The sequence below is a fragment of the Planococcus sp. PAMC 21323 genome (genome assembly GCF_000785555.1).
GTDB lineage: Bacteria > Bacillota > Bacilli > Bacillales_A > Planococcaceae > Planococcus.
Genome location: NZ_CP009129.1, coordinates 489882 through 512328, shown reverse-complemented (window position 1 = coordinate 512328; position 22447 = coordinate 489882). Strand labels below are relative to the sequence as shown.

General features: G+C 41.8%; 20 protein-coding genes. 3 read left to right on the top strand and 17 right to left on the bottom strand.

What is annotated here, in order from left to right:
* Nucleotides 1-44: 44 nt before the first annotated feature.
* Nucleotides 45-2030 carry a penicillin-binding transpeptidase domain-containing protein gene (locus tag PLANO_RS02680; protein WP_038702765.1) on the bottom strand — a complete coding sequence of 662 codons (1986 nt, stop codon included), beginning with the start codon at nt 2028-2030 and terminating at the stop codon, nt 45-47.
* Nucleotides 2031-2449: 419 nt separating this feature from the next.
* Nucleotides 2450-2623 carry a hypothetical protein gene (locus PLANO_RS16035; RefSeq protein WP_197053101.1) on the bottom strand — a complete coding sequence of 58 codons (174 nt, stop codon included), beginning with the start codon at nt 2621-2623 and terminating at the stop codon, nt 2450-2452.
* Between the two features lie 157 nt (nt 2624-2780).
* Here PLANO_RS16035 and PLANO_RS02675 point away from each other — a divergent pair, with 157 nt between their 5' ends.
* Nucleotides 2781-3593 (top strand): CPBP family intramembrane glutamic endopeptidase, encoded by an 813-nt coding sequence (locus PLANO_RS02675; protein WP_038702762.1) that lies wholly within the window; start codon nt 2781-2783, stop codon nt 3591-3593.
* 39 nt (nt 3594-3632) lie between these two features.
* Here PLANO_RS02675 and PLANO_RS02670 read toward each other — a convergent pair whose 3' ends face one another.
* The 14 genes from PLANO_RS02670 to PLANO_RS02605 all read right to left on the bottom strand — a co-directional run bounded on the left by PLANO_RS02670 (nt 3633) and on the right by PLANO_RS02605 (nt 19353).
* On the bottom strand, nt 3633-5459 hold the full coding sequence (locus PLANO_RS02670; protein WP_038702759.1) for an ABC transporter ATP-binding protein: 1827 nt from the start codon (nt 5457-5459) through the stop codon (nt 3633-3635).
* Nucleotides 5456-7180 carry an ABC transporter ATP-binding protein gene (locus PLANO_RS02665; RefSeq protein ID WP_038702757.1) on the bottom strand — a complete coding sequence of 575 codons (1725 nt, stop codon included), beginning with the start codon at nt 7178-7180 and terminating at the stop codon, nt 5456-5458. The genes PLANO_RS02670 and PLANO_RS02665 overlap by 4 nt, the downstream gene beginning before the upstream one ends.
* Entirely contained in the window at nt 7177-7641 is a 465-nt protein-coding gene (locus PLANO_RS02660; protein WP_081976613.1) for a MarR family winged helix-turn-helix transcriptional regulator, read from the bottom strand. Before PLANO_RS02660 ends, PLANO_RS02665 begins: the two co-directional genes overlap by 4 nt.
* Nucleotides 7642-7826: 185 nt before the next feature.
* Nucleotides 7827-8090: an RNA polymerase sigma factor gene (locus tag PLANO_RS02655; protein WP_038702753.1), complete on the bottom strand. Its 264-nt coding sequence runs from the start codon at nt 8088-8090 to the stop codon at nt 7827-7829.
* 148 nt (nt 8091-8238) lie between these two features.
* Nucleotides 8239-9126: a TIGR01777 family oxidoreductase gene (locus tag PLANO_RS02650; protein ID WP_038702751.1), complete on the bottom strand. Its 888-nt coding sequence runs from the start codon at nt 9124-9126 to the stop codon at nt 8239-8241.
* A 64-nt stretch (nt 9127-9190) separates the two neighbouring features.
* Nucleotides 9191-9637 carry a DUF4385 domain-containing protein gene (locus PLANO_RS02645; protein ID WP_038702749.1) on the bottom strand — a complete coding sequence of 149 codons (447 nt, stop codon included), beginning with the start codon at nt 9635-9637 and terminating at the stop codon, nt 9191-9193.
* Nucleotides 9638-9922: 285 nt separating this feature from the next.
* Nucleotides 9923-10489, bottom strand: coding sequence for an MEDS domain-containing protein (locus tag PLANO_RS02640; RefSeq protein ID WP_038702747.1), 567 nt, complete (start codon nt 10487-10489; stop codon nt 9923-9925).
* A gap of 148 nt (nt 10490-10637) precedes the next feature.
* Complete coding sequence (locus tag PLANO_RS02635) at nt 10638-12275, bottom strand: glycoside hydrolase family 13 protein (protein WP_038702745.1); 1638 nt, start codon at nt 12273-12275, stop codon at nt 10638-10640.
* A 12-nt stretch (nt 12276-12287) separates the two neighbouring features.
* Entirely contained in the window at nt 12288-13307 is a 1020-nt protein-coding gene (locus PLANO_RS02630; RefSeq protein WP_038702743.1) for a LacI family DNA-binding transcriptional regulator, read from the bottom strand.
* Nucleotides 13308-13320: 13 nt separating this feature from the next.
* Entirely contained in the window at nt 13321-14136 is an 816-nt protein-coding gene (locus PLANO_RS02625) for a carbohydrate ABC transporter permease (protein ID WP_038702741.1), read from the bottom strand.
* Nucleotides 14136-14996, bottom strand: a complete 861-nt coding sequence (locus tag PLANO_RS02620; RefSeq protein WP_038702739.1) for a carbohydrate ABC transporter permease — start codon at nt 14994-14996, stop codon at nt 14136-14138. Before PLANO_RS02620 ends, PLANO_RS02625 begins: the two co-directional genes overlap by 1 nt.
* 350 nt (nt 14997-15346) lie before the next feature.
* Nucleotides 15347-16651 carry an ABC transporter substrate-binding protein gene (locus tag PLANO_RS02615; protein WP_038702737.1) on the bottom strand — a complete coding sequence of 435 codons (1305 nt, stop codon included), beginning with the start codon at nt 16649-16651 and terminating at the stop codon, nt 15347-15349.
* Nucleotides 16652-16865: 214 nt separating this feature from the next.
* Complete coding sequence (locus tag PLANO_RS02610) at nt 16866-17738, bottom strand: ROK family protein (RefSeq protein ID WP_038702735.1); 873 nt, start codon at nt 17736-17738, stop codon at nt 16866-16868.
* A gap of 22 nt (nt 17739-17760) precedes the next feature.
* Nucleotides 17761-19353, bottom strand: a complete 1593-nt coding sequence (locus PLANO_RS02605) for a glycoside hydrolase family 13 protein (RefSeq protein WP_038702733.1) — start codon at nt 19351-19353, stop codon at nt 17761-17763.
* Nucleotides 19354-19498: 145 nt separating this feature from the next.
* Here PLANO_RS02605 and PLANO_RS02600 point away from each other — a divergent pair, with 145 nt between their 5' ends.
* Both PLANO_RS02600 and PLANO_RS02595 read left to right on the top strand, forming a co-directional pair.
* Complete coding sequence (locus PLANO_RS02600; protein ID WP_038702731.1) at nt 19499-20389, top strand: PucR family transcriptional regulator; 891 nt, start codon at nt 19499-19501, stop codon at nt 20387-20389.
* Between the two features lie 107 nt (nt 20390-20496).
* Nucleotides 20497-21594, top strand: a complete 1098-nt coding sequence (locus PLANO_RS02595; protein WP_038702730.1) for an ABC transporter ATP-binding protein — start codon at nt 20497-20499, stop codon at nt 21592-21594.
* 122 nt (nt 21595-21716) lie between these two features.
* Here the strand turns inward: PLANO_RS02595 and PLANO_RS02590 are convergent, their stop codons facing one another.
* Nucleotides 21717-22358 (bottom strand): alpha/beta family hydrolase, encoded by a 642-nt coding sequence (locus tag PLANO_RS02590; RefSeq protein WP_038702728.1) that lies wholly within the window; start codon nt 22356-22358, stop codon nt 21717-21719.
* Nucleotides 22359-22447: the final 89 nt, after the last annotated feature.

The window sequence follows — 22447 nt, the reverse complement described above, 5'->3', positions numbered from 1 at the left end:
AAAAATCTCCACATAAAAAGCCAGGCAACTTGCCTGGCCTACTTTTATTCTTCTGAATCAAGTGCTTCCTCCACCATTTTCTCTACTTTTAGGTCGCCTTGGATCATCATCGCGATAATCAACTTCGGATTTGCTGGTTGATAACCGACGAACCACTTGGTCTGCTTGCCTCTTTCATTCGCCGTACCGCTTTTACCAGCAATTTTTGTGCCGAGTTGTTCACCTGAATTGCTTAAACTCTTTCGCAAGATTTCCGCATTCGCAGCACTCAACACGTTTTCATTCCATAGTTGCGGATTTTCGTCACTCACAAACAAAGTCGGCTTGTGGAGTTTGCCGTCAGTCAAAATCGGGCTATACAGATTGGCGAGGTGCAAGATATTCACTTGCATCTGACCTTGCCCCGATGCGGTGTCGGCAAGCTGCCCTTCTGAGCCAAATGTGCCGTCTTTTGAAATCCGCGATGCTTTCAACTCTATCGGAAAATCAATTTCTTCGCCAAAGCCGAATTTTTCTAAGCCTGTCTGAAAATCATTGTCTTGGATATTCAATGCTTGTCGGGCAAAGTAAATCGAATCGGAATAAACGAGCGCTTTGTCTAAATCAATGGGGTTCTTAATATCTTCACGCGGACGTGTAATGCGGAAGTCGCCCCATGACCGGTAGCGCTGCCACGTCTTCCCAGTGATGTCTAAGCCTTCCGCTGGGTCGAGCGTGCCGCTTTCCATTCCGATCGCTGCGGTAACTGGCTGGATAACCGGACCCGGTGTATAAACAGCAGCAAAGCGATTGAAAAATGGTTGCAACGGATCGTTTGCGAGTTCTTGAAAACGACTATTGGTGATGTTTGGTACAAATTCATTGGGATCAAAGCCTGGTGAGCTGACAAGTGCTAAGGTTTCACCCGTTGTTGGGTCGATTGCCGCACTTGCTCCCGGCTGTTCTTTCATCACTGTATAGATTTTTTTCTGCAACTCCGCGTCAATGGTTAATGTAACGGTTTCGCCCGGTACTGGTTCGTTTTCAACTGAGGTAATCACAGCATTTTCGCGCTGCTTTTTCAAAATGATACGCCCGCCTGCTTTTCCGCGAAGCCGCTCTTGTAGCACTTCTTCTAATCCTTGCCTTCCTACCAAAGTTTCAGTCGTATAGCCTTGATCACTCCACGAAGCTAATTGTTGAGCCGTAATCGGGCCGACATAGCCGGTGACGTGAGATAGTGCACGGTTGTACGGATAATTGCGCATCGTTACTTTTTCTTGCGTGGTGCCGCGAATCGTAAATAGCTCATCAAGTGTGGCTTGGTCTGCCTTGATTTGCGCAATCGGCACTAAATAATGCGGCTGCACCCACGGTTGATTGAGCCTCCCGTCAATCGTCTCTTCTGTAATTCCGAGCAATTGTGCCAACTGTTGTTTTTTCGACAAATCAAAGTTTTCAGGAACCACTCCAATTTCGTAGCCATCACTATTTGACGCAATTGCCTTGCCATTGTGGTCGAGAATTTCCCCGCGCGCTCCTTCAATAAGGTCTGTCGTCACTTGGTCTCCCGCTTCTAAATTTGGCAAAATAAACGAAGGGTCCCATTCCACAAACCAATCATCCTGTTGATACAGCAAAGTTAAGGTTTTAGTAAATTCCACCGGCCCCACAATCGAATCAAAATTTACGTTAATCTTAAAATCTGCCGGTTGTTCTTGATTCCACTGTGTCTCTTTGTCTGGTTTTGTATACGTCACATTCATGTTTTCAATGCCGAGTTGTTTGTGCAGCTCTTGTTGCCATGTTACAAAATTCGCTTCCCCGTAGACGGTTTGTGTACCCTGATTTAAATATTGGGTTTGCATAGCGGGAAAATCGCTAATGTTCCACAACTCGATAAATTCCGCCACTCGTCCTTCCGGGGATTCGACTGTTTGAGTCGTCTCTTCCGGCGGCTGCTCAGGAGTCGGCTCAGCTTCTTCTTGCTGACAGGCTGTTAATAGAAGAATAAATACAAAGAATATGGTCCTAAACAGAATCTTTTCCATCGTACGACCTCCACTCTTTCCTTTCTTCTATTATCGCTTGAATAGAGCTATATTAAAAGTCTGATTATTCTGTATAAAAAAGAATGTGGAATCTCTTTTATCAATACTTAGTATATTGTCTATAAAAAAATAGCCAAGCTTTATCAGCTTGGCTACTACAGGTATTATAAAAGATAATAACCTACTCTAAGTAATTACTTTTACATATTAAAGTGAAATATCTTTGTATTTGGAGAAGCGTTTGCTCGACTCCTGTGGGAATAGTGGGTTTGAGAGACCCCACAGAGAGCGTATGCGAACGAGGAGGCTCGATTCCCACCCCACGGAAAGCGAGCAATAAGCTTCGGAAAATACGGGTAATCAAAACTTCTTCTATAGTCAAAAAATAGCCAAGCTCTTCAGCTTGGCTACTCCATCAATCACTTTTTCGTTTTTTCTTTTATTTTATTCGCAACGTCGTCTTTCATGACCATGGCTTTGTCTTTATAGTTAGAAGCTTTTTCTTTGTAGTCGTCTTTGTTTTCTTCCCAATGGGCTTTGCCTTTTTCGATCGACTTGTCTTTAAGTTGGTTGAGTTTGTCTAGAAATGCCATGTCAATCATCCTTCCGTTAGCCCTGCCGTTAACGCGAACAGGTCTACTCTCTTAAGCATACGCTGTTTTACATCGGCTGTCGAAAAATAATGACTTGTGAAACTTACTGCGTTCGCTTTCGTATAAACTAGTATGACACCTAAAAAGGCGGTGCTCCATGTTTGAAGAAATGAAAGTTCGCTATTTGATTTTGTATTCGGTTATCGGATCGGTTGTTAGTATGGCGACCTTGCTCGCATTAAATGTCAGTGAAACTACGTTTGATGTCGTCAGTCAATTGGTGATGTATATTGTTGTGCCTGGACTTTATTTTGGTTATTATTTCAAAAAACACAATGCCTCTGTTTGGAACGTTTTATCGTTTACCGGCATCAAAAAATGGTTGCCTTCATTAGTTGGATTAGTGGCAGTGTCAATTGCGTTTTCACTCAGCATGTTTTGGCTTCAGCTCTATGTGCTGGCACCAGTTGCACCTTGGATTGTTGACCTATTGCTAGAAGGCATCCCGATTCCTGAGTCACCGTGGTATATCGCTTTCACCATTTTCACTATCGCTATACTCGCGCCTGTGGTCGAAGAATTTATGTTCCGCGGCGTGTTGTTGAAACGCTTGATTGGCAAAACTTCGATGTGGGGCGGTATTTTGATCTCGAGTTTGCTGTTCGGTATTTTGCATCTTGATGTTGTCGGTGCGTTTTTGTTTGGTGTAGTGGCGTCGCTCCTGTATTTACGCACGAATAATTTGCTGGTGCCTATTTTATTGCACATCATCAATAATTCACTTGCCGCCGCTTCGCTGTTTTTAGCACCGACGTGGCCCGAGTCGATTGGTATATTCAATTTGGCGGATGTTTACGCCAAAGCTTTGCCGAACGCAGTAACACTTGTAATCAGCGGCGTCTTGTTGATCGGCGCGATTGTTTGGCTCGCACGCGGATTGCAGACTCAAAAAGAATCGTTTTCTGAATAAAAAGATCCACTGGGGCTCTACCCAGTGGATCTTTTCGGTTTAAACAGCCAGTTTTGCTGTAAATTGACTTTGATACAAATCGGCGTAAAAGCCGTCTTTATCAAGCAGTTGTTGATGTGTGCCTTGCTCGATGACTTTTCCTTGGTCCATCACCAAAATCAAATCAGCATCTTTGATGGTCGACAAGCGATGTGCAATGACAAAGCTGGTGCGTCCGGCCATCAATTGGTTCATGGCTTTTTGAATAAAGATTTCCGTCCGCGTGTCTACGCTCGATGTCGCCTCGTCTAAAATCATAATCGGCGGATCGGCGAGAATCGCACGAGCAATCGTCAATAATTGCTTTTGACCTTGAGAAATATTCGATACTTCTTGATTTAAGATCGTATCGTAACCGTCTGGCAACGTACGGATAAAGTGATCCGCGTGCGCCGCTTTTGCCGCATCACGGACTTGTTCTTCAGTTGCACCTGTTTTTCCGTAGGCAATATTATCACGAATGGTGCCGTTAAAGAGCCATGTGTCTTGCAACACCATGCCAAAATTTTGGCGCAATTCGTGTCTCGACATATCGCGCGAATCTAGTCCATCGATCAAAATGCGTCCTGCATTTAATTCGTAAAAGCGCATGAGTAAATTGATTAAGGTGGTTTTTCCGGCACCGGTTGGTCCAACGATTGCAACCGTTTGTCCCGGTCGAACATCGATATTCATGTTCTGGATTAATAATTCATCGCCATAACCAAAGTCAACGTCTCTGAATGCGACTGCGCCTTTGGCACGGTCGAGAACAGAAGTTGTGACCTCTTTTACTTCTTCTTCCTCATCCAGTAATTCAAACACGCGCTCTGCAGCAGCAATCGTTGATTGAACGATGTTGGCAATATTCGCCGTTTGAGTAATCGGTTGCGTAAACTGTTTGGAATAAGTGATAAACGCTTGAATATCCCCGATTGAAATCGCTCGTTGCGTGACCAAAATACCCCCAACGATACTAATCAAGACATAGCTCAAGTTGCCGATCAACGTCATCATCGGCATAATGATTCCAGAGATAAACTGCGCTTTGCGCCCTGCAGTGTATAGTTCTTCATTGACCGCATCAAATTGTTCGTTGGACTTTTCTTCGTGTCCGAACGCTTTGACAACTTGGTGACCCGTGTACATTTCTTCCACATGGCCATTCAAGCGACCTAAGTTTTTTTGTTGACTGGCAAAATATTTTTGTGATTTTTTCAAAATCGGTTTGATGATAAATAACGACAACGGCAAACTGACCACCGCAATTAAAGTCAGCAATGGACTGATCGTTAACATCATCACCAAAATCCCTACAATTGTAACGATTGATGTGATAAACTGCGTCAAACTTTGTTGCAAGGTGCTGCCGATGGTGTCAATGTCATTCGTCATACGGCTTAACGTCTCGCCATTTGCACGCCCATCAAAATACTTGAGCGGCAATTTTTCTAGTTTTTGATTGACGTCTTGACGCAAATCATAGACTGTATCTTGCGCGACTGTCGACATCATAAATTGCTGAATATAGCTGAACAAGCTACTAAATACATATAGACCGGCAAGAAGTGTGAGCAGCTGTCCGATGACACCAAAATCAATGCCTGCTCCCGGCGTTCCTTGAAATTGACCGTAAGCACCTTCGAATAATTCAGTGATGGCCATCCCCATAATTTTTGGTCCAATGATCGTGAAGACTGTACTTAGTATGGCGACTAAAAAGACGGCTGCCAGTTTTTTGCGACGTGGTTTTAAATAAGAAACCAGGCGGCGGAACGTTCCTTTAAAGTCTTTTGCTTTTTGCGGCGGCATACTTGACCCGCCATGTGGAGGTCCCATTTGGCTCATGCGATTTCCTCCTCTGACAGCTGTGATAAGGCGATTTCACGATAAACTTTGTTGGATTCCAACAATTCTTTATGCGTGCCCATGCCGACCATTTTGCCTTTTTCCAATACAATGATGCGATCAGCGTCGACTACTGTACTGACGCGTTGCGCAACTAGTAGCACCGTCGCGTTTTTCGTTTCATCTTTTAGCGCTTTACGCAGTTTCGCGTCTGTTTTAAAATCCAGTGCTGAGAAACTATCATCAAAAATATACAAATCCGGTTTGCGAATCAATGCTCGGGCAATCGACAAACGTTGCTTTTGACCGCCAGATAAATTTGAACCGCCTTGCTCGATTGGTGCTGCATAACCGCCTTTGATTTGATCGATAAATTCAGCTGCTTGCGCAATACTTGCGGCTTGTTTTATTTCCTCGTCGCTAGCATCCTGTTTACCAAAGCGAATATTTTCCTCGATCGTTCCTGTAAACAAGATCGACTTTTGTGGTACGAAGCCAATTTTCGATCGAATTTCCTGTTGCGAAGCTTCGCGAATATCAACTCCGTTAACACGAATTGTCCCACTATTCGTTTCGTAAAAGCGTGGCACAAGATTGACGAGCGTTGTCTTACCAGAACCCGTCCCGCCAATTAATGCCGTGATTTCACCTGGTTTCGCAGTAAAGCTAATATTCGATAATGCCGGTTCTTCCGCTCCTGGGTAATGGAACGTGACATTTTCAAATTCTAATGTGCCACGACTGCGATCTGCTTTAGCTGTGCCATCATCTTTAAAAGCCGGCTGCATTTCCAGAACTTCGTTAATCCGCTTTGCCGATACGGCTGCACGCGGAATCATAACGAACATAAACGACGCCATCAGTAACGCAAACATAATCATCATGACGTATTGGATAAACGCCATTAAATCACCAATTTGCATAGCGCCGTTGCTAATGCGAATACCACCAAACCAAATAACGGCGACGACGGTCATGTTCATCACCAACATCATCGTCGGCATCATAAACGCCATGACTTTATTGACTTTGATCGACACATCCGCCAATTCACGATTGGCTTTTTGCAAGCGCGCTTTTTCTTCGGTTTCACGGTTAAACGCACGGATCACACGAATCCCCGTTAAGTTTTCTCGTACAACTAAGTTCAAGCCGTCTAGACGCTTTTGAACTTGTTGGAACAAGGGCATCCCGTATTTCAATATCAGCAAAATGACCACGATTAAAACGGGCATTGCACCGATAATAACTAGCGATAATTTCGCATCTTTTGAAACGGCCATAATGATCCCACCGACTAACATAATCGGCGCGCTAATCACCATTCGCAACATCATAATGGTAACTTGTTGGATTTGATTGATATCGTTTGTCGTACGTGTAATTAGCGATGCGGTTCCAACTTCATCAAATTCCTGAAGTGAGAACTGCCCGACATGCTTAAAGACTTTTTGTCTCAAATCACGCCCCAGCCCCATCGCTGCTTTCGATGAATAAAAGCTAGCAAAAACTGCTGCACTAGCTCCGATTGCAGATACAAGTAGCATCCAACCACCAATTTCCCAAATATATGGAATATCGCCTTTGACTACACCATTGTCAATAATGTCCGCCATCAATGTTGGCAAAAATAATTCTGCCATTGATTGAGCAAAGACGAGTGCCACAACGCCCCAAACGATCCATTTGTACGGACTTAAATTCTTTAAGACTTTAATCATTTGGTTGTCACCTCGAGTTCCACTCCTGTTAAGTAGGTCGAAATTTTCTGGTGAGCTTCGAGAAGCTCGCTCATTTGTTCGGCGGTAAATTGATTACTCGCTGATTTAAATACCTGATATAATCCGTCTTCTTGTAAATGAAACCCATCTACTAATTCTTGGCCTTTTTCACTTAATGACAACATCATTTCACGCCGGTTGCACGCCACTTGTTGCCGGTGGAGATACCCTTCTTTTACTAAGCCGTCTACCGCTTGGCTCAATGTACTTTTTGGCAAGAAGGTTTTTTCTCCCACAGTCTTTTGCGTCATTTCACTGCAACTAAAAATAGTCATCAAAATCGAATACTGTGGAATCGACAAGCCTTTTTCCACAGCTGATTTTTGAATAAAGCGAACCATATTTTTTTGCACATTGGCAAATGACAACATTAATTGCATATACGTTTCTCTTTCTTCCACGTACTTCACCATCTTTCGTTTCAGAACTGTTCCAAACGGAACTGTTAGCTTTAAGCTACGCTCTTTCGAGTAGTTGGTCAACTTGAAAGTGTTGCGTAAAAATCGTGATAGCTTCGAAAGTGATTTTAGTAGTTATTTTTTTAAATAAAAAAACAACTCTTGATCAACAAGAATTGTTTTGAATGTTATATTTTATTAGCTGATTCCAGGATTTCCAATTGGCAGCAGTCAATTAACATCGCCAGCAATCTGCGATTTTGTATAAAGTCTTGGGGCTTTGTCCAAACAGCTCGGAACACATGAGTGACGAGTTTCTCACAGACAGATTGATCTGGATTGTTTTGACGGGCAATATTCCATATTATGCGATGATAACGGTCGTACAAATCGGTTAATGCCTGTTCTTCTCGGTTGCGAATTCCAATCATCAATATTTCGTCTATGGTCAATTCGTCACCCCCTTACATAGGGCATTTCCTATATACAATTATCTTAAACGCAAATATCTCGAAACAAGAACATATATATAAAATATAATAAAAAAAAACTAAAAAATTTCTCTTTCGAGGAACTTTTTAGTCTTATTAACCTACTCTTTTAAGTGTCAAGTATATTTCGAAGCGCTTTGTCGAGTGTAGGGTACGTATAAGTAAAGCCGAACTGCTGTAAACGCTCTGGTAAAATCCAACGACTTTTTAAAATCAATTCCGTTTCTGTTCCAATCATTACCGCTCCAACATTTAACATCCATTTGGTTGCTGGCAATCCAATTTTTCTATCCATTGCCATTCGCAATTGCTTCATTAGTTCGCGATTTGTAACGGGTTCTGGTGAAGTTGTATTAAGTACACCGCTAATTTGGTCATGATCGCGCACGAACAAGACGATTCTGTAAACATCTTCTAAATGAATCCAGCTAAACATTTGCTTGCCGTCGCCTTGTTTGCCACCAAGTCCAAAGCGCACCATATTTTCATACGGCGTCATAACACCACCATCTTTACCAAGAACAATTGATAAACGCAGCGCTACTTGTCGCGTAGCCGGCAAATTAAAAGAAAAAAACGCCTGCTCCCACGCTTTGCCGACTTCAACTGAAAAGCCACTGCCAAATTCACCGTTCGCCTCAGTCATTGGACGATCTTCTGCATGACGATAAATTGTCGAGGTACTAGAGTTGATCCATAGCGGTGGCGGATTGTCACAATTTAAAATCGCTGTTCCTAGCGCTTCGGTTGTTTCCATCCTCGAATCAAAAATCTCTCGCTTGTTGGCTTCTGTATAGCGACAGTTTACCGATTTTCCTGCTAAATTGACGACCATTTCTGCGCCTTCAAGTGCTTGGACAATTCCCCTATGATTCGACCAATTCAAATGTCCTGACTGCCGAGATATAATGATCACTTTATAACCTTGTTCTGTGAACTTCTGTTCTAAGTATTGTCCAACAAAGCCCGTGCCTCCAGCTAATACGACTTTCTTCATTCCGCCACCTATTTTCTGTAAGTTGTTATAGTAATTGACGCTCTAGTTGAATAAAAGATGCAGCTTAGCCAAATTCTTTCTGGTGCTTTTTTTTGCGCTTCAAGTAATCTTCATCTTCACGGATTTCGTCCCAGCGTTTTTTAAAGATTGCTGCCGACTCTGCTTTAATTGGATCAATGTCTCGTTCTTTTATACTGCCATCTTCATTGTATTTACGGCCACCTTTGTAATTGGTGTAGCGCCGAGCACGCGTATAGCCCATTTGAATGAATTTACGTGCCATGTCCATGCCGACAAAATCATCTTGTTTGCGGTACTCCTCAAACATCTCAGAAATTTTATCGCACGACTCTTGCGCAATTTCTGGCGTCTTAAATCGCCAATGGGGCAATATCTCACCTTTATATGGCTGTACTAAAAGTACCCCTTGCTCTCCTCTACCCACACGATAGAGTTCTGGATTTTTTCGTAAATCAAGATTTTCATAATCAAGGTCATAATCAAACGCCATTTTGGATCGACTCCTTTATGCTTTGTTTTGTTAGGAATATACCCTGGTTCAGAACGTGTAATCGTTTTGAGCGAAAGATTGACGAGATTTTGTGTGGATAATGGAGGTGTGCGGGTAAAGAATGTGAACACCCGGGTATAAACGTGGATTTCGCAGGTAAGGAATGCGAACACACGGGTATAAACAAAAAACACACGGGTAAGAGCAAATAAGCCACGCAGCCTATACTATTTTTACCACCAAATTAAAAAAACACCGCCTTAATTTCTAAGCGGTGTAATCTGTTTAACTTTCTGCTGTTGTATATAAATCAGATGCGATGATATCGTCTTCACCCAATATATATGGATGTTTTTTGAGTAACATGTCTCGGATTGGGTCTTCGAGTAATTTATCATCGTAAGCGCATATCAATGGGAATTGATAATTTTTTACGGAGACGTCAAGAACTTTTTCAAAGTCTTCTATCAAGTGCATAGGAAAATCTCCAGATGCCCATTCTACATGTACCCAAGCTCTATATGTTGCTCTTTCTTCTATAAATGGTTGAAGCATTTTTTCAAAATAAGCTTGAATTGCGGGCGGATGGTAATTCCCGTTCGAAAAATAAAAATCAAAGCTTTTAACAAAATGAATACATTCCATCTGTTCTTTTGTTAGCTGACTCTCTAATTCGGAATAGATTTTTGGTGACAAACGAGGATTTTCGATCAACACGATATGATCTCCTGCTTCTATGCCATGCTTCGCATAAGCTGCGACGTGTTCAATGTATTTTTGAATTTCGTCATAGGCATATAACACGCGTACACCTTGCCGTTCTTTAAATAATTGCAGCATGCCTTTGTTCATTTAGTCACCCCTTAAAAGTTCAATGTAGCTATTTACTGAACTTATCATACACATTTAGAGAACGTATGTCCCCCGATTTGTGATGTAAGAAATCTGACGCTAGATATCTAAAAGCCGAGGAAAGTGGATCTTTCCTCGGCTTTTAGTTTTACCCAATCACTGCATCTTTTGGTATTTTATAAACACGTGCTTCGTATGGCATTAATTGCTCGGGATCGATGTTACTATAATTTGCTAATAGCAAAGTTGAATCTTCTGGGTCAACAGCACATAAGCAAGCGTGCTGACCAAGGTTTGTAACAATCAACACTTTGTCGTCTTCAGATTCGCGCGTATAGGCAAATACAGATTCATGACCCATTTCAATTAACTTATACTCCCCGTAAACGAAGACGTCCATATTTTTGCGAAGCCAAATCATTTGTTTGTAGAAAGACAGTATTGAATGCGGATCGTTTTCTTGAGCTTCTACGTTTAGCCATTCATAATTCGGATTAACGCCAATCCAAGGCTGTTCTGCAGAAAATCCTGCATGTAAACCATTGTTCCATTGCATCGGCGTACGTGAATGGTCGCGGCTAGTGGCACGCAGTAGCGTCATAATGGATTCGTGGTCCATGCCATTTTCTTTTTTGTGGAAGTATAAGTTATGCGTATGAACGTCATCAAAATGATCAAGTTCCTCAAACGGTGCGTTCGACATGCCGATTTCTTGTCCTTGGTAAATAAATGGCGTACCTTGCATAAAGAAATACATACACGCTAATGCGGTCGCACTTTCACGCCAGTATGTTTGATCATCTCCCCAAGTCGAGACAACTCGCGGCTTGTCATGGTTTTCAATGAATAATGCATTCCAACCAATGCCGTTTACTTTGTCTTGCCATTTGCTCAGCACTTTTTTGAGTTCTGGAACATTTACGCCGTTCGTTACTTCCGTATTCCATAAATCAATGTCTTCAAACTGGAAAATCATATTGAATTTGCCAGTTTCTTCGCTAACCCACTCATCGATTTCATCTGCCGACACACCATTTGCTTCTCCGACTGTCATGATGTCGTGTTTGCTAAATGTTTCTTCGTGCAATTCTTTCAACAACGGCTGGATGCCATCAACGTTCATGAATTTATCCCACGACGGAACAAATAAATGATCGCCTGCCCCTTCTGTATTGGCGTACTCTTTTTTAATATGACTAATGGCATCTACGCGGTAACCGTCGATTCCTTTGTCGATCCACCAATTAATCATTTTATACAGTTCGTTGCGTACTTCAGGGTTTTCCCAGTTTAAATCAGGCTGCTTTTTCGAGAAAATGTGAAGATAATATTGTTGCGTTTTTTCATCAAATTCCCAAGCAGGTCCCCCGAAAATACTTTCCCAGTTTAACGGTTCGTCGCGCCACACATACCAGTCGCGTTTCGGATTGTGACGTGATGAACTAGATTCTATGAACCATGGATGCTCATCACTCGTATGATTGATCACCAAATCGATGATCAGTTTCATCCCACGTGCATGAACTTCTTCCATTAGTCGTTCAAAATCATCCATCGTCCCAAAGTCTTCTAAAATAGCTTGATAATCACTAATATCATAGCCGTTGTCGTCGTTTGGAGATTTGTACATTGGACAAATCCAAATAACATCGATGCCCATGTCTTTTAAATAATCCAATTTGCTTGTGACTCCGTTAATATCACCTAAGCCATCACCGTTTGAATCCATAAAACTACGTGGGTAGACTTGATAAACAATTGCTTCTTTCCACCATTTTTTATTCATAGCCATTCCCTCTCAAAGACGCCGACAAGATCCTCTTTCAATTAGCCTGGAAGGAACCACAACTTGTTTTGAAGGTGTCGAGTCGTCTGTTATTTTCTCTAATACCAATTCTGTCGCACATAGTCCAAGTTCGTAAATCGAGATGTCTACCGTGCTTAGTGGCGGCTTTAAATGTCTTGAAATGGTGTGATTGTTAAATCCAACAATGGATACATCTTCAGGCACCTTAATTTCCAAGTCTTCGAGATAGCCAATTACTTCGTACGCCACCATATCGTCATGCGTGACAATTGCCGTCGGTGGAACGGGAAGTGCCATCAAGTTACGAATAGACTCGCGCTCGTTGCCTTGCATAAAGTCTTGATTGACCGTATAGTCCACGTCGAACACGATATTGTGTTTTGCTAAGGCTTGCTTATAGCCTTTCATTCGGTCGAGTGACACGACAAAATCCACAGCTCCTCCAACAAATGCAATGTGACGATGACCAAGATCAATCAAGAATTCAACTGTTTCTTTTGCGATATTGATGTTGTCATTATCGACGTAAGTGACAGAACTCGGATCTTGATGTGGACGCCCAACAACAGCGAATGGCAATTTACTTTGCCTTAAGAAATCCAAAACCGGATCGTCGATTTTTGAATACAGAAGAATGATGCCGTCTACTCGCCGACCTTGCACCATTTCAACGACTTCTTCGTAAATTTCTTCTTGAGTAGCACCTGTCGATAAATACAAACCGTATTTACTGTCGTGGGCGCGCATTGAAATGCCACGCAATACTTCCGGAAAAAATGGGTTTTGAAAAGCCAGCGCTGCTGAGTTTTCCATAACTACGCCGAGTGTTCGACTTCTATTGGCCACTAAGTTGCGGGCTTGAAAGTTTGGATAATAACCCATATCCTTCATGACTTCCCGAACTTTCACTTTCGTTTTTACACTGATTCTCGGATTATCAGCAATTACGCGGGACACGGTAGCTGGCGATACACCCGCTCGTTTCGCAACATCTTTAATCGTGATTGCCATTTGACCGTCTCCCTTATTTTACTGCTCCATCTGATACCCCTTTGATAATTTCGCGCTGTGCAAAGAAGTAGAAAATGATAACTGGGACGATGGCCAGTGTTAATCCAGCAAGCGCTAAATGCCATTGCTTCGTGTATTCACCGAAGAAGAAGAACATCTTCAATGGAATGGTTTCACTTCCTGGTGTATTAATAACAAGTGATGGCAATAAATAATCGTTCCAAATCCAAATGATGTTGAGGATTGCAACTGTTACCGTAATTGGTTTAAGGATTGGGAAAATAATATACCAGAACACTTGGAAACGATTTGCCCCATCAATTGTCGCCGCTTCATCAAGTGAACGTGGGATGTTGTTTAATGCACCGTGGTACAAGAATATCGAAAGACTTGCGCCGAATCCGATATACATAAAAATTAACCCCCCGCGATTCAGCATGTCAAACTTACCAAATACGGTTACAAGCGGAATCATTACCGACTGAAACGGAATTAACATTGCCGCAACGAATGTGAAAAATAACACCGTACTAAGTTTACTTTTAGCACGCGATAACGCATATGCCGCCATTGCTGAAAAGAGGATAATTAATACTACACTAATGACGGTAATTAATAGCGAATTAAATAATGTTTGCATAAAATCAAGTTCTTCAAATGCTTTAATGTAGTTATCAAAACTCCAGCTTTCTGGAGGACTAATCGTATCCATAAAGATTTCTTTTTTTGATTTAAACGAGTTCACGAACATCAGATAAAACGGCGCTAGCCATAAAATCGCCAACAATAGGCCGAGAACTTCGAGTTTAATATTCCACTTTTTCTTCATTACATTTCGACCTCCTTACGTTTGTTCAGATATACCTGGACAAGAGCGATGATCGCTACGATGAGGAAGAAAATAACGGCTTTCGCTTGTGCATAAGCAAAGGCATTTTGCATAAACGCCGTCTTAAAGATTTCCATCGCGACCATTTCTGTAGAGTTGTAAGGTCCGCCGCCTGTTAGCGACAAGTTTTGGTCGTACAATTTAAACGTATTCGACAGCGTTAAGAACATGCTGACCGTAAACGCAGGTGCCACAAGTGGAAATACAACATAACGGAAACGTTGGAACGAAGAAGCTCCGTCGATTTCAGACGCCTCAAGCAATTCTTTCGGCATTCCTTCCAAATAAGCGATATAGATAACCATGATGTAACCGGCCATCTGCCAGCTCATCAAAATAACTAAGCCCCAGAATCCCGTGTCTGTTGTAGACAACCAGCCTTGTAAACTTTCCATGCCGATGATTTCGCCGACACTTGCAAATACTTTAATGAAGATAAACTGCCAGATAAATCCTAAGATCAATCCACCGATTAAGTTCGGCATAAAAAATGTTGTACGCAATAACTTGCTTGAACGAACGCGACCTGTAACAAGTAGCGCTAGTGACAAGCCGATTACGTTAATTAAGATAACGGATACTACTGAGAATTTTGTTGTAAACCATAGCGAATCAAGGAAACGCTGATCTTTGAACAAATCGATGTAGTTTTGGAATCCGACGAATTCTCCTGTGTCGATGCCGTTCCAAGTTGTGAAGGAATAATACACGCCTAGCAGCATCGGAACGATGACGACTAGCGTAAGTGCCATTAATACAGGGGCTAGAAACAACCAATAAGATAAATCTTTTGTACGCATACGGGCATCATTCCTTTCTTGAGTTGTTCGGTTAATTTTAGATTTGGTTGAGAAATCGCTCCAGACGGACGCTTTCCGCGGGCACGGCCTTTCGCTTTTTCTTTTAAGTATCCTTTACTAACAATTCACCAAGATATGGAGCAAACCAACGGAGACTCCCGCGGGATAGCGAAGTGTCGAAATCCACTCGGGCGTTAAGCCCGCAGGAAAGCGGAGTTGGTTTGCGGAATATGCTTTGTAAAATGATTTCTGTTATAAATTACAAGTCTAATTTACCCTAGTAACAAAACAAAGTAGCACAGAGGCTACTTTGTTTTGAACGCTCATAATGATCAATAGCTTATCGCTACTTATTTAGCTCTGTCTGTTTTCCATGCTTCTTTAGCAGAGTCCATAACTTCGTCCCATGTTGCTTCTTCGCTTAGGTATTTTTGGATGTTCGCGCCAAGCTCATCTTGTCCCCATCCAGTTGGATAGCCCATGAATACCCATCCAATTGTGTTACCTGATTCAGATGCATCATAGATTGCTTTCGACATTGGATCAGCAATTTTCGACGTATCGTAACCTTCGTAAGCTGGGATAAATTTAAAGTCTTCTAATACAGCTGTTTTACCTGCATCAGATGTATATAACCAATCTAAAAATGCTTTTGATTCTTCTACAACTGCTTCGTCAGCTTTTTTGTTTACGCCCCAATACATTGGTACGCCAACTGGTAATCCAGCATTATCCATGCCTTCTACAGGAATTGGCATAAGACCAACACCGCTGTCAGCAAGTTCTTGGTCGATGCCAGCGATTGAGCCGTAAGCCCAGTTTCCTTGTTGGATAATCGCTACGCGCTCAAGTGAGAACAATTCTTCAACTTGTTGAGAGTAATCAAGACTAACTGTTGGTTGTTTAGAGTATTCGTTTTGCAAATCAACAATTTTCTTAAAGCCTTCTCCATATTTGAAGTCAACAGTTTCAGCATCAAATGCTGTTAGTACATTGTTGTCAAATTCAGGTGCTAGGAATGTATTCGATAAGTGAAGTCCTGTTACCCAAGTTTCTTTACCTGGGAAAGCGAATACTGATTCAAGACCAAGCTCGTCTTTTTTCGAATCTAATGTTTTCACAGCTTCTTCAAGTGTTGCGAAATCCGTGATTGATGCAGGATCAACTCCAGCTTCTTCGAATAAACGCGTGTTGTAGATAAAGCCGTAACCTTCTTGGTTATAAGGAAGTCCAAGTACTTCAGATTCAACTGTTACACCGTCAAGCGTGCCTTCAAGAGCTGCGCCTGAAGCTGCTGTGTCTGTTAAATCCGCTAAGCTGTCTTTCCAGTCCGCTACATCTTGAGGTCCACCAATGTTAAAGATCGCGGGTTCGTTGCCTGATGCAAAGCGTGAACGAAGTGCTGCGCCGTAATCTTCTCCGCCACCAACTGTTGTGATTTCGATATTAACGTTCGGGTTTTCTTCTTCGTAAAGTGCGACAACGTCTTCAAACTGTTCTTTAAATTCCACTTTGAATTGGAAAATATCAACCGTTACTTGTTCGCCTTCAGATCCTGACCCTTCTTTTTCTCCATCACTGCTACATCCTGCTAAAACTGCTGCTGATAACATCAACGATGCTACAAGCCCCTTGCTGAACTTTAATTCTTTCATTAGTAAATCCCCCTTTAGAATGTTTATGAAATCGTTTGCACAAAGCTTCAAATAAAAAATGGAAACGGACTGGATGTTGTTCCCACAAATTAATTATCTGTATCATATCATTATGAAAACGTTTGCACAAGAGTCTTTTTTAAAATAATTAAAAAACTTATTTAGCGTTTAAACCAAAAAATAGGAGCGGTTTCTTTCTCCGCTCCTACCCACTTTAATTTTCAAGAACTAGCAATGCAGCTCCTAAAATGCCGGCATCGTTTTCAAAACGTGCTACTTCTACTGGCACCGGATTTAATAAAACTGCTTCCATCTTTTCTTGCAATGAAGCCATCCACAAGTCTGCCGCTTCTGATACGCCGCCACCGATAATGACCATTTCCATATCGAATACCGCTTGCAAATTACTGATGACGAGTGCTAAGTCGGCTGTAAATTCTTCCACCACTTTTTTAGCAGCAGGATCGGTTTTTGCATTTTCAAAAAGTTCGGGAGGCGTTACTGGCAGTCCAGCTTCTTTAATGCGTCGCTGCAACGCGGTTCCAGATACGTACATTTCACTGCATCCTAGACGTCCGCACGCACATTTCACACCGTTTGGATAGAGAATCATATGACCAAGCTCCGCAGCACCACCATGCGGTCCCCCGCTTAATAGCTTGCCGTCCCATAATACTCCCCCGCCAAGACCTGTGCCGAGTGTCAATACGACGACACGATTTAACCCTTGTGCTGCACCAAATTTTGCTTCCGCAAGTGCCACAACATTGGCATCGTTTTCGACTTCGACGCGTTTGCCTGTTGCTTTTTCGAGCCATTCTTTAACAGGTGTACCCGTCCAACCTGGCAATGTTTCTGCAGCGTAGATTACCTTTCCTTGTTTCGGATCGACAAAGCCATGCGTGCCAATACCAATGGCTTGGACTTCTGGCTGCTCTGCCAATATCCGCAAAACGTTTTCTTCAAGGTACGGATAAAGTGGAATGACTGTTGGAATTTTTTCTTCGTATAAAATTTGGCCGCTCGCATCAATGATGCCCATGCGGATTTTCGTGCCACCTATGTCGACTCCTAATACTTTTTCCATAGTTCCTCCTAAATGTTCTTTTTTATTTTTTATAATAGACAATGGCTTCGTATGGTTTGAGTACTAGTTCGCCTTCGTCGTGTTGACGAGCGTAATTGCCGATTAACGTGTCGCCTTCTGGGCAAGCTATTGTTTTTTCCTGACTCGAGAAATTACAGTAAACGGTCAATTTTTCACTGTTCCATGTACGCGTATAAGCGAATAATTCTTTGTCATCACGGTACAATAGCTTGAAATCGCCATGCGTGATGATGTCCATATTTTTACGGAACGCGATTAGTTTTTTGTAGTATTGATAAATAGAATCCGGATCTTGGTGTTGTAGAGCATTGATGTTTGTATAATTTGGATTTACCTTTATCCATGGCGTGCCTGTTGTAAACCCACCATTGGGTGCATCCGACCATTGCATTGGTGTACGTGCATTGTCGCGACCTTTCGCATAAACTTTCGTCATGATGTCATCATGCGAAATTCCCGTTGCGCGCTTTTCATTGTACATATTGATGGTTTCAATATCTTTATAATCTTCTATAGAATCAAAGCGAACATTGGTCATACCCAGTTCTTCGCCTTGGTAAATATACGGTGTGCCTTGCATAAAGTGAAGACAGGTCGCAAGCATTTTAGCGGATTCGACACGCCATTGTTGATCGTCACCAAAACGCGACACAATACGCGGCTGGTCGTGATTGTTCCAATACAAACTATTCCAGCCTTCGTCGTGAAGGCCATGTTGCCATTTTTCTAGATTTTCTTTTAAGTCTGTCAGGTCGAGTGGCTTTAAATCCCATTTTTCGCCAGAAGCTTGGTCAAGGTCCATATGCTCAAACGTAAAAATCATATTGAGTTCTTGATTTTGCGCGGCGGTATAGTCGCGTGCTTCTTTAGGCGAGGTGCCCGGTGATTCACCGACAGTGACAATATCGTATTGAGACAAGACTTGTTTGTTCATTTCTTTTAAGTAAGTATGGACGTTTGGTCCGTTCATAAATTGACTACTGCCATCGCCACCTGGTGCATCTTTCATATCCGGATTTTTTGAAATCATATTGATAACGTCCATTCGGAATCCGTCTACCCCTTTATCTAGCCACCAGCGCATCATTTCGTAAACAGCGTTTCGCAGTTCTGGATTTTCCCAGTTTAAATCTGGCTGTTTTTTTGAAAATAAGTGCAAATAGTATTGATTGCGTTCTTTTTCATACTCCCATGTCGATCCACCAAAAAACGAGCGCCAATTGGTTGGTTGATCGCGCCATATGTAAAAATCGGGATGGTCTTTAAACCAAGCATGCTCATCTGATGTATGGTTGACGACAAGGTCCATGACCAATTTCATGTCACGCGTATGTACTTGTTCGAGCAGCTCATCAAAATCGGTCATCGTACCGAATTCTTTCATGATTTCATAATAATCGCGAATGTCATAACCGTTGTCGTCGTTCGGTGAATCGTATACCGGTGACAACCAAAGAATGTCTACTCCAAGCTCCTGTAAGTAATCGAGTTTCTGGATAATGCCACGAATATCGCCAATTCCATCACCGTTTGAATCCATAAAGCTTCGCGGGTAAATTTGATACACAGTCGATTTTTTCCACCATTCAGTCATCAAGACGCCCCTTTTCTCGTAAAGTGAATACTATTCTAACATCATACATGAATCCGCTGTTTTGCCAACTCCTTAATTTTTTATTGTATAATGAATAAATTATGCAACTCTTCAGAACACCAAAATTTGCGAAAAGAGGTATTCGATGATCGATCAACTAAAAAAACTTTACCCTTCGCTTCAATTACTTGACCAAAGCAAGCTTTCTTCAGATTCAGCATATAAATGGTTTTCATTGTCTGACGGCGTCATTGTCGGCATTCATGAAACAGAACTTGCTCCAAGAGATTTGTCTTTGTTGGCAGCACTCTTGACGCCGTATAACCCTTCGTTTCCAATGCAAACGGACGAAGAAAAAAAGTGGTTAGCTGCAGTAGATGCTACTGACTCGATTGACTCTGATGCATTTCCATCAGTTTCTTCGTATCGCTTTGTTCATTTTTCCATTCAAGAAAAACAGATTAGCCCTGCAGCGTTTAAACAAGCGGTTGATGATTTTTATGCGCAGACTGTGCCCATTTTGTGGGAAAACGACCATCAAGGAATATTGGTCGAATACGTCACCAAAGAGGACGGCCCCATCTCTTACGAAGAAATTATCGATGTGTTGATGAGCGATTTATATATTAACATCCACTTTTTCGTCGGCCCACTTCGTACGAGTTTAGACGGTGCCTCTACTCATTACCGAGCAATGGTAGATGGCGCAAAAACGGTCAGTCGGTATTCGAATAAAACCGTCATCCGTTATACCGATGCAGTTCCGTATTTATTGATCGACCAAACACCAGAGCCACTTCGGAATGAGATAAAGCAATCGGTTTTGCAAGATTATATTAATGATGGAGAAACGATGAAGATGTTTGAAGTTTTTGTTCGCAATAACTTAAATATCTCAGAAACCGCAAAAGCTTTGCATATGCATCGCAATAGCTTGCAATACCGCTTCGACCGCTTTTATGAAAACACTGGCATCGATGTTCGGAAATTCCATGAGGCAATGGCTGTATACTTAGCGATATTGATCAAAAAGTAAATGTGCACAAAAATAGATTTGATTTTTTAGGCAATTTTGATATTTCTTCTCCATCGTCATTCAGTTAAGCTGTTAGCAATGACAATGAGATTATCGGGGGAAACCACATGACAGGCTTAACATTAGTAAATATTAAAAAAGAATATGAAAAAGGTGTAGTTTCGGTTCAAGACTTTAACTTAGAAATTCGCGACAAAGAGTTTCTAGTATTGGTTGGACCTTCAGGTTGCGGTAAATCTACAACACTTCGCATGATCGCAGGATTAGAAGATATTACAGATGGCGACTTGTTTATCGGTGACAAGCGTGTTAACGACGTATCGCCAAAAGATCGCGACATCGCAATGGTTTTCCAAAACTACGCACTGTACCCGCATATGACTGTTTATGAAAACATGGCGTTTAGTTTAAAACTACGTAAAATGAAAAAAGATGAAATTAAAGCGCGTGTTGCGAACGCTTCAAAAATTTTAGGATTAGACGATTACTTAAACCGGAAACCAAAAGCGCTATCAGGCGGTCAACGTCAACGTGTTGCTTTAGGTCGTGCGATTGTCCGTGATGCTAAAGTCTTTTTAATGGATGAGCCGTTATCAAACCTTGACGCTAAACTTCGCGTGCAAATGCGCGCAGAAATCCAGAAATTACACCGTCGCTTGCAAACAACGACTGTATACGTAACACATGACCAAACTGAAGCCATGACAATGGCAACGCGTTTAGTGGTAATGAAAGATGGATTTATTCAACAAGTCGGTACACCAAAAGAAGTGTACGACTTACCAGAAAACATGTTTGTTGGTGGATTTATCGGTTCGCCTTCTATGAACTTCTTACAAGGAAAATTAGTTGGTAGCCATTTTGTAATGGGCGATTCCAAAGTGCTTATTCCAGAAAACAAACTTAAAATGCTTCAAGACCAAGGCTATGAAAACAAAAACCTAGTTCTCGGCGTTCGTCCTGAAGACATTCACGATGAGCCGTTATTCTTGGAACACTCGCCACATACAAAGCTTCAAGCTTATATCGATGTTGCTGAATTGATGGGTGCAGAAATTATCCTTTACTCAAAAATCGATGACCAAGATTTCGTTGCACGTGTCGATTCACGCTTTAATGTTGAAGCAGAATCGACAATTGAACTTGCTTTTGACATGAATAAAGCCCATTTCTTTGATGGCGATTCTGAATTACGCATTCGTTAATTGAGATTGCCCATCTAAATAGATTATAGTTTGCCACCGAGTGTTTCTCGGTGGTTTTTCTATTTGAATAAAGGATGTGGCAATTACTCTATAAAAAAAGCCACCACAAGGGCAGCTAGTTGTTAAAACTCTTTAATTCCTGCAATGATTTGTTTTAAAGCATCGATGGATTTGAGTGGATCGTTTTGGCAATCCAAGCGGTGGTTAATTTCCGGTAATAATGTTGATTTCAAATTCGGGTTTTCTTTCAGCAACTCGAACGCACCTGCTGAGTAATAGCGATCTTTGTCGCCAATATAGCATAATGCTTCGTTTTTGCTGTTGACCATCGTATTGAGAACCTGTTCTTGATTTAATAATGGTGTTACCCATACAGCTTTAGCATCGCTAAATTCTGGGCGCAGCATTTCAGACCCCATCGCAATCGTACCAAGCGATTTGCCGACTAAGTAAAAGTCTTGATAATTTCTTCCTTTGAGCGCTTCGCTAATTACTTGGCGCACGTCGTGGACAATCGCCTTATTCAGTTCAGTCATGGTAAAGTCGTCATAAGCTTTATCCGTGTATTGGTAATTCACACGCAACACATTGTAATTTGCGTTCAAGAAAATTTCTTCGGCGAAATGGAAAAGTGGACTTTTTGTTGTATATCCAGCACCTGGCAAGAAAATCGCCAATTTTTTTGTGTAGTCTTCAGTTAGCATCACGGTATAAGGAACTTCAATCCCCTTGTAACCTATGACTTTGTTGTTAATTGATTTCATAAAATTCACTCCAGTCTCTCTCTATTATAAAGAATATTCCATAAGTTTACTAAATATTTTTGAAATTAGCTATGATACAATCGATTTAC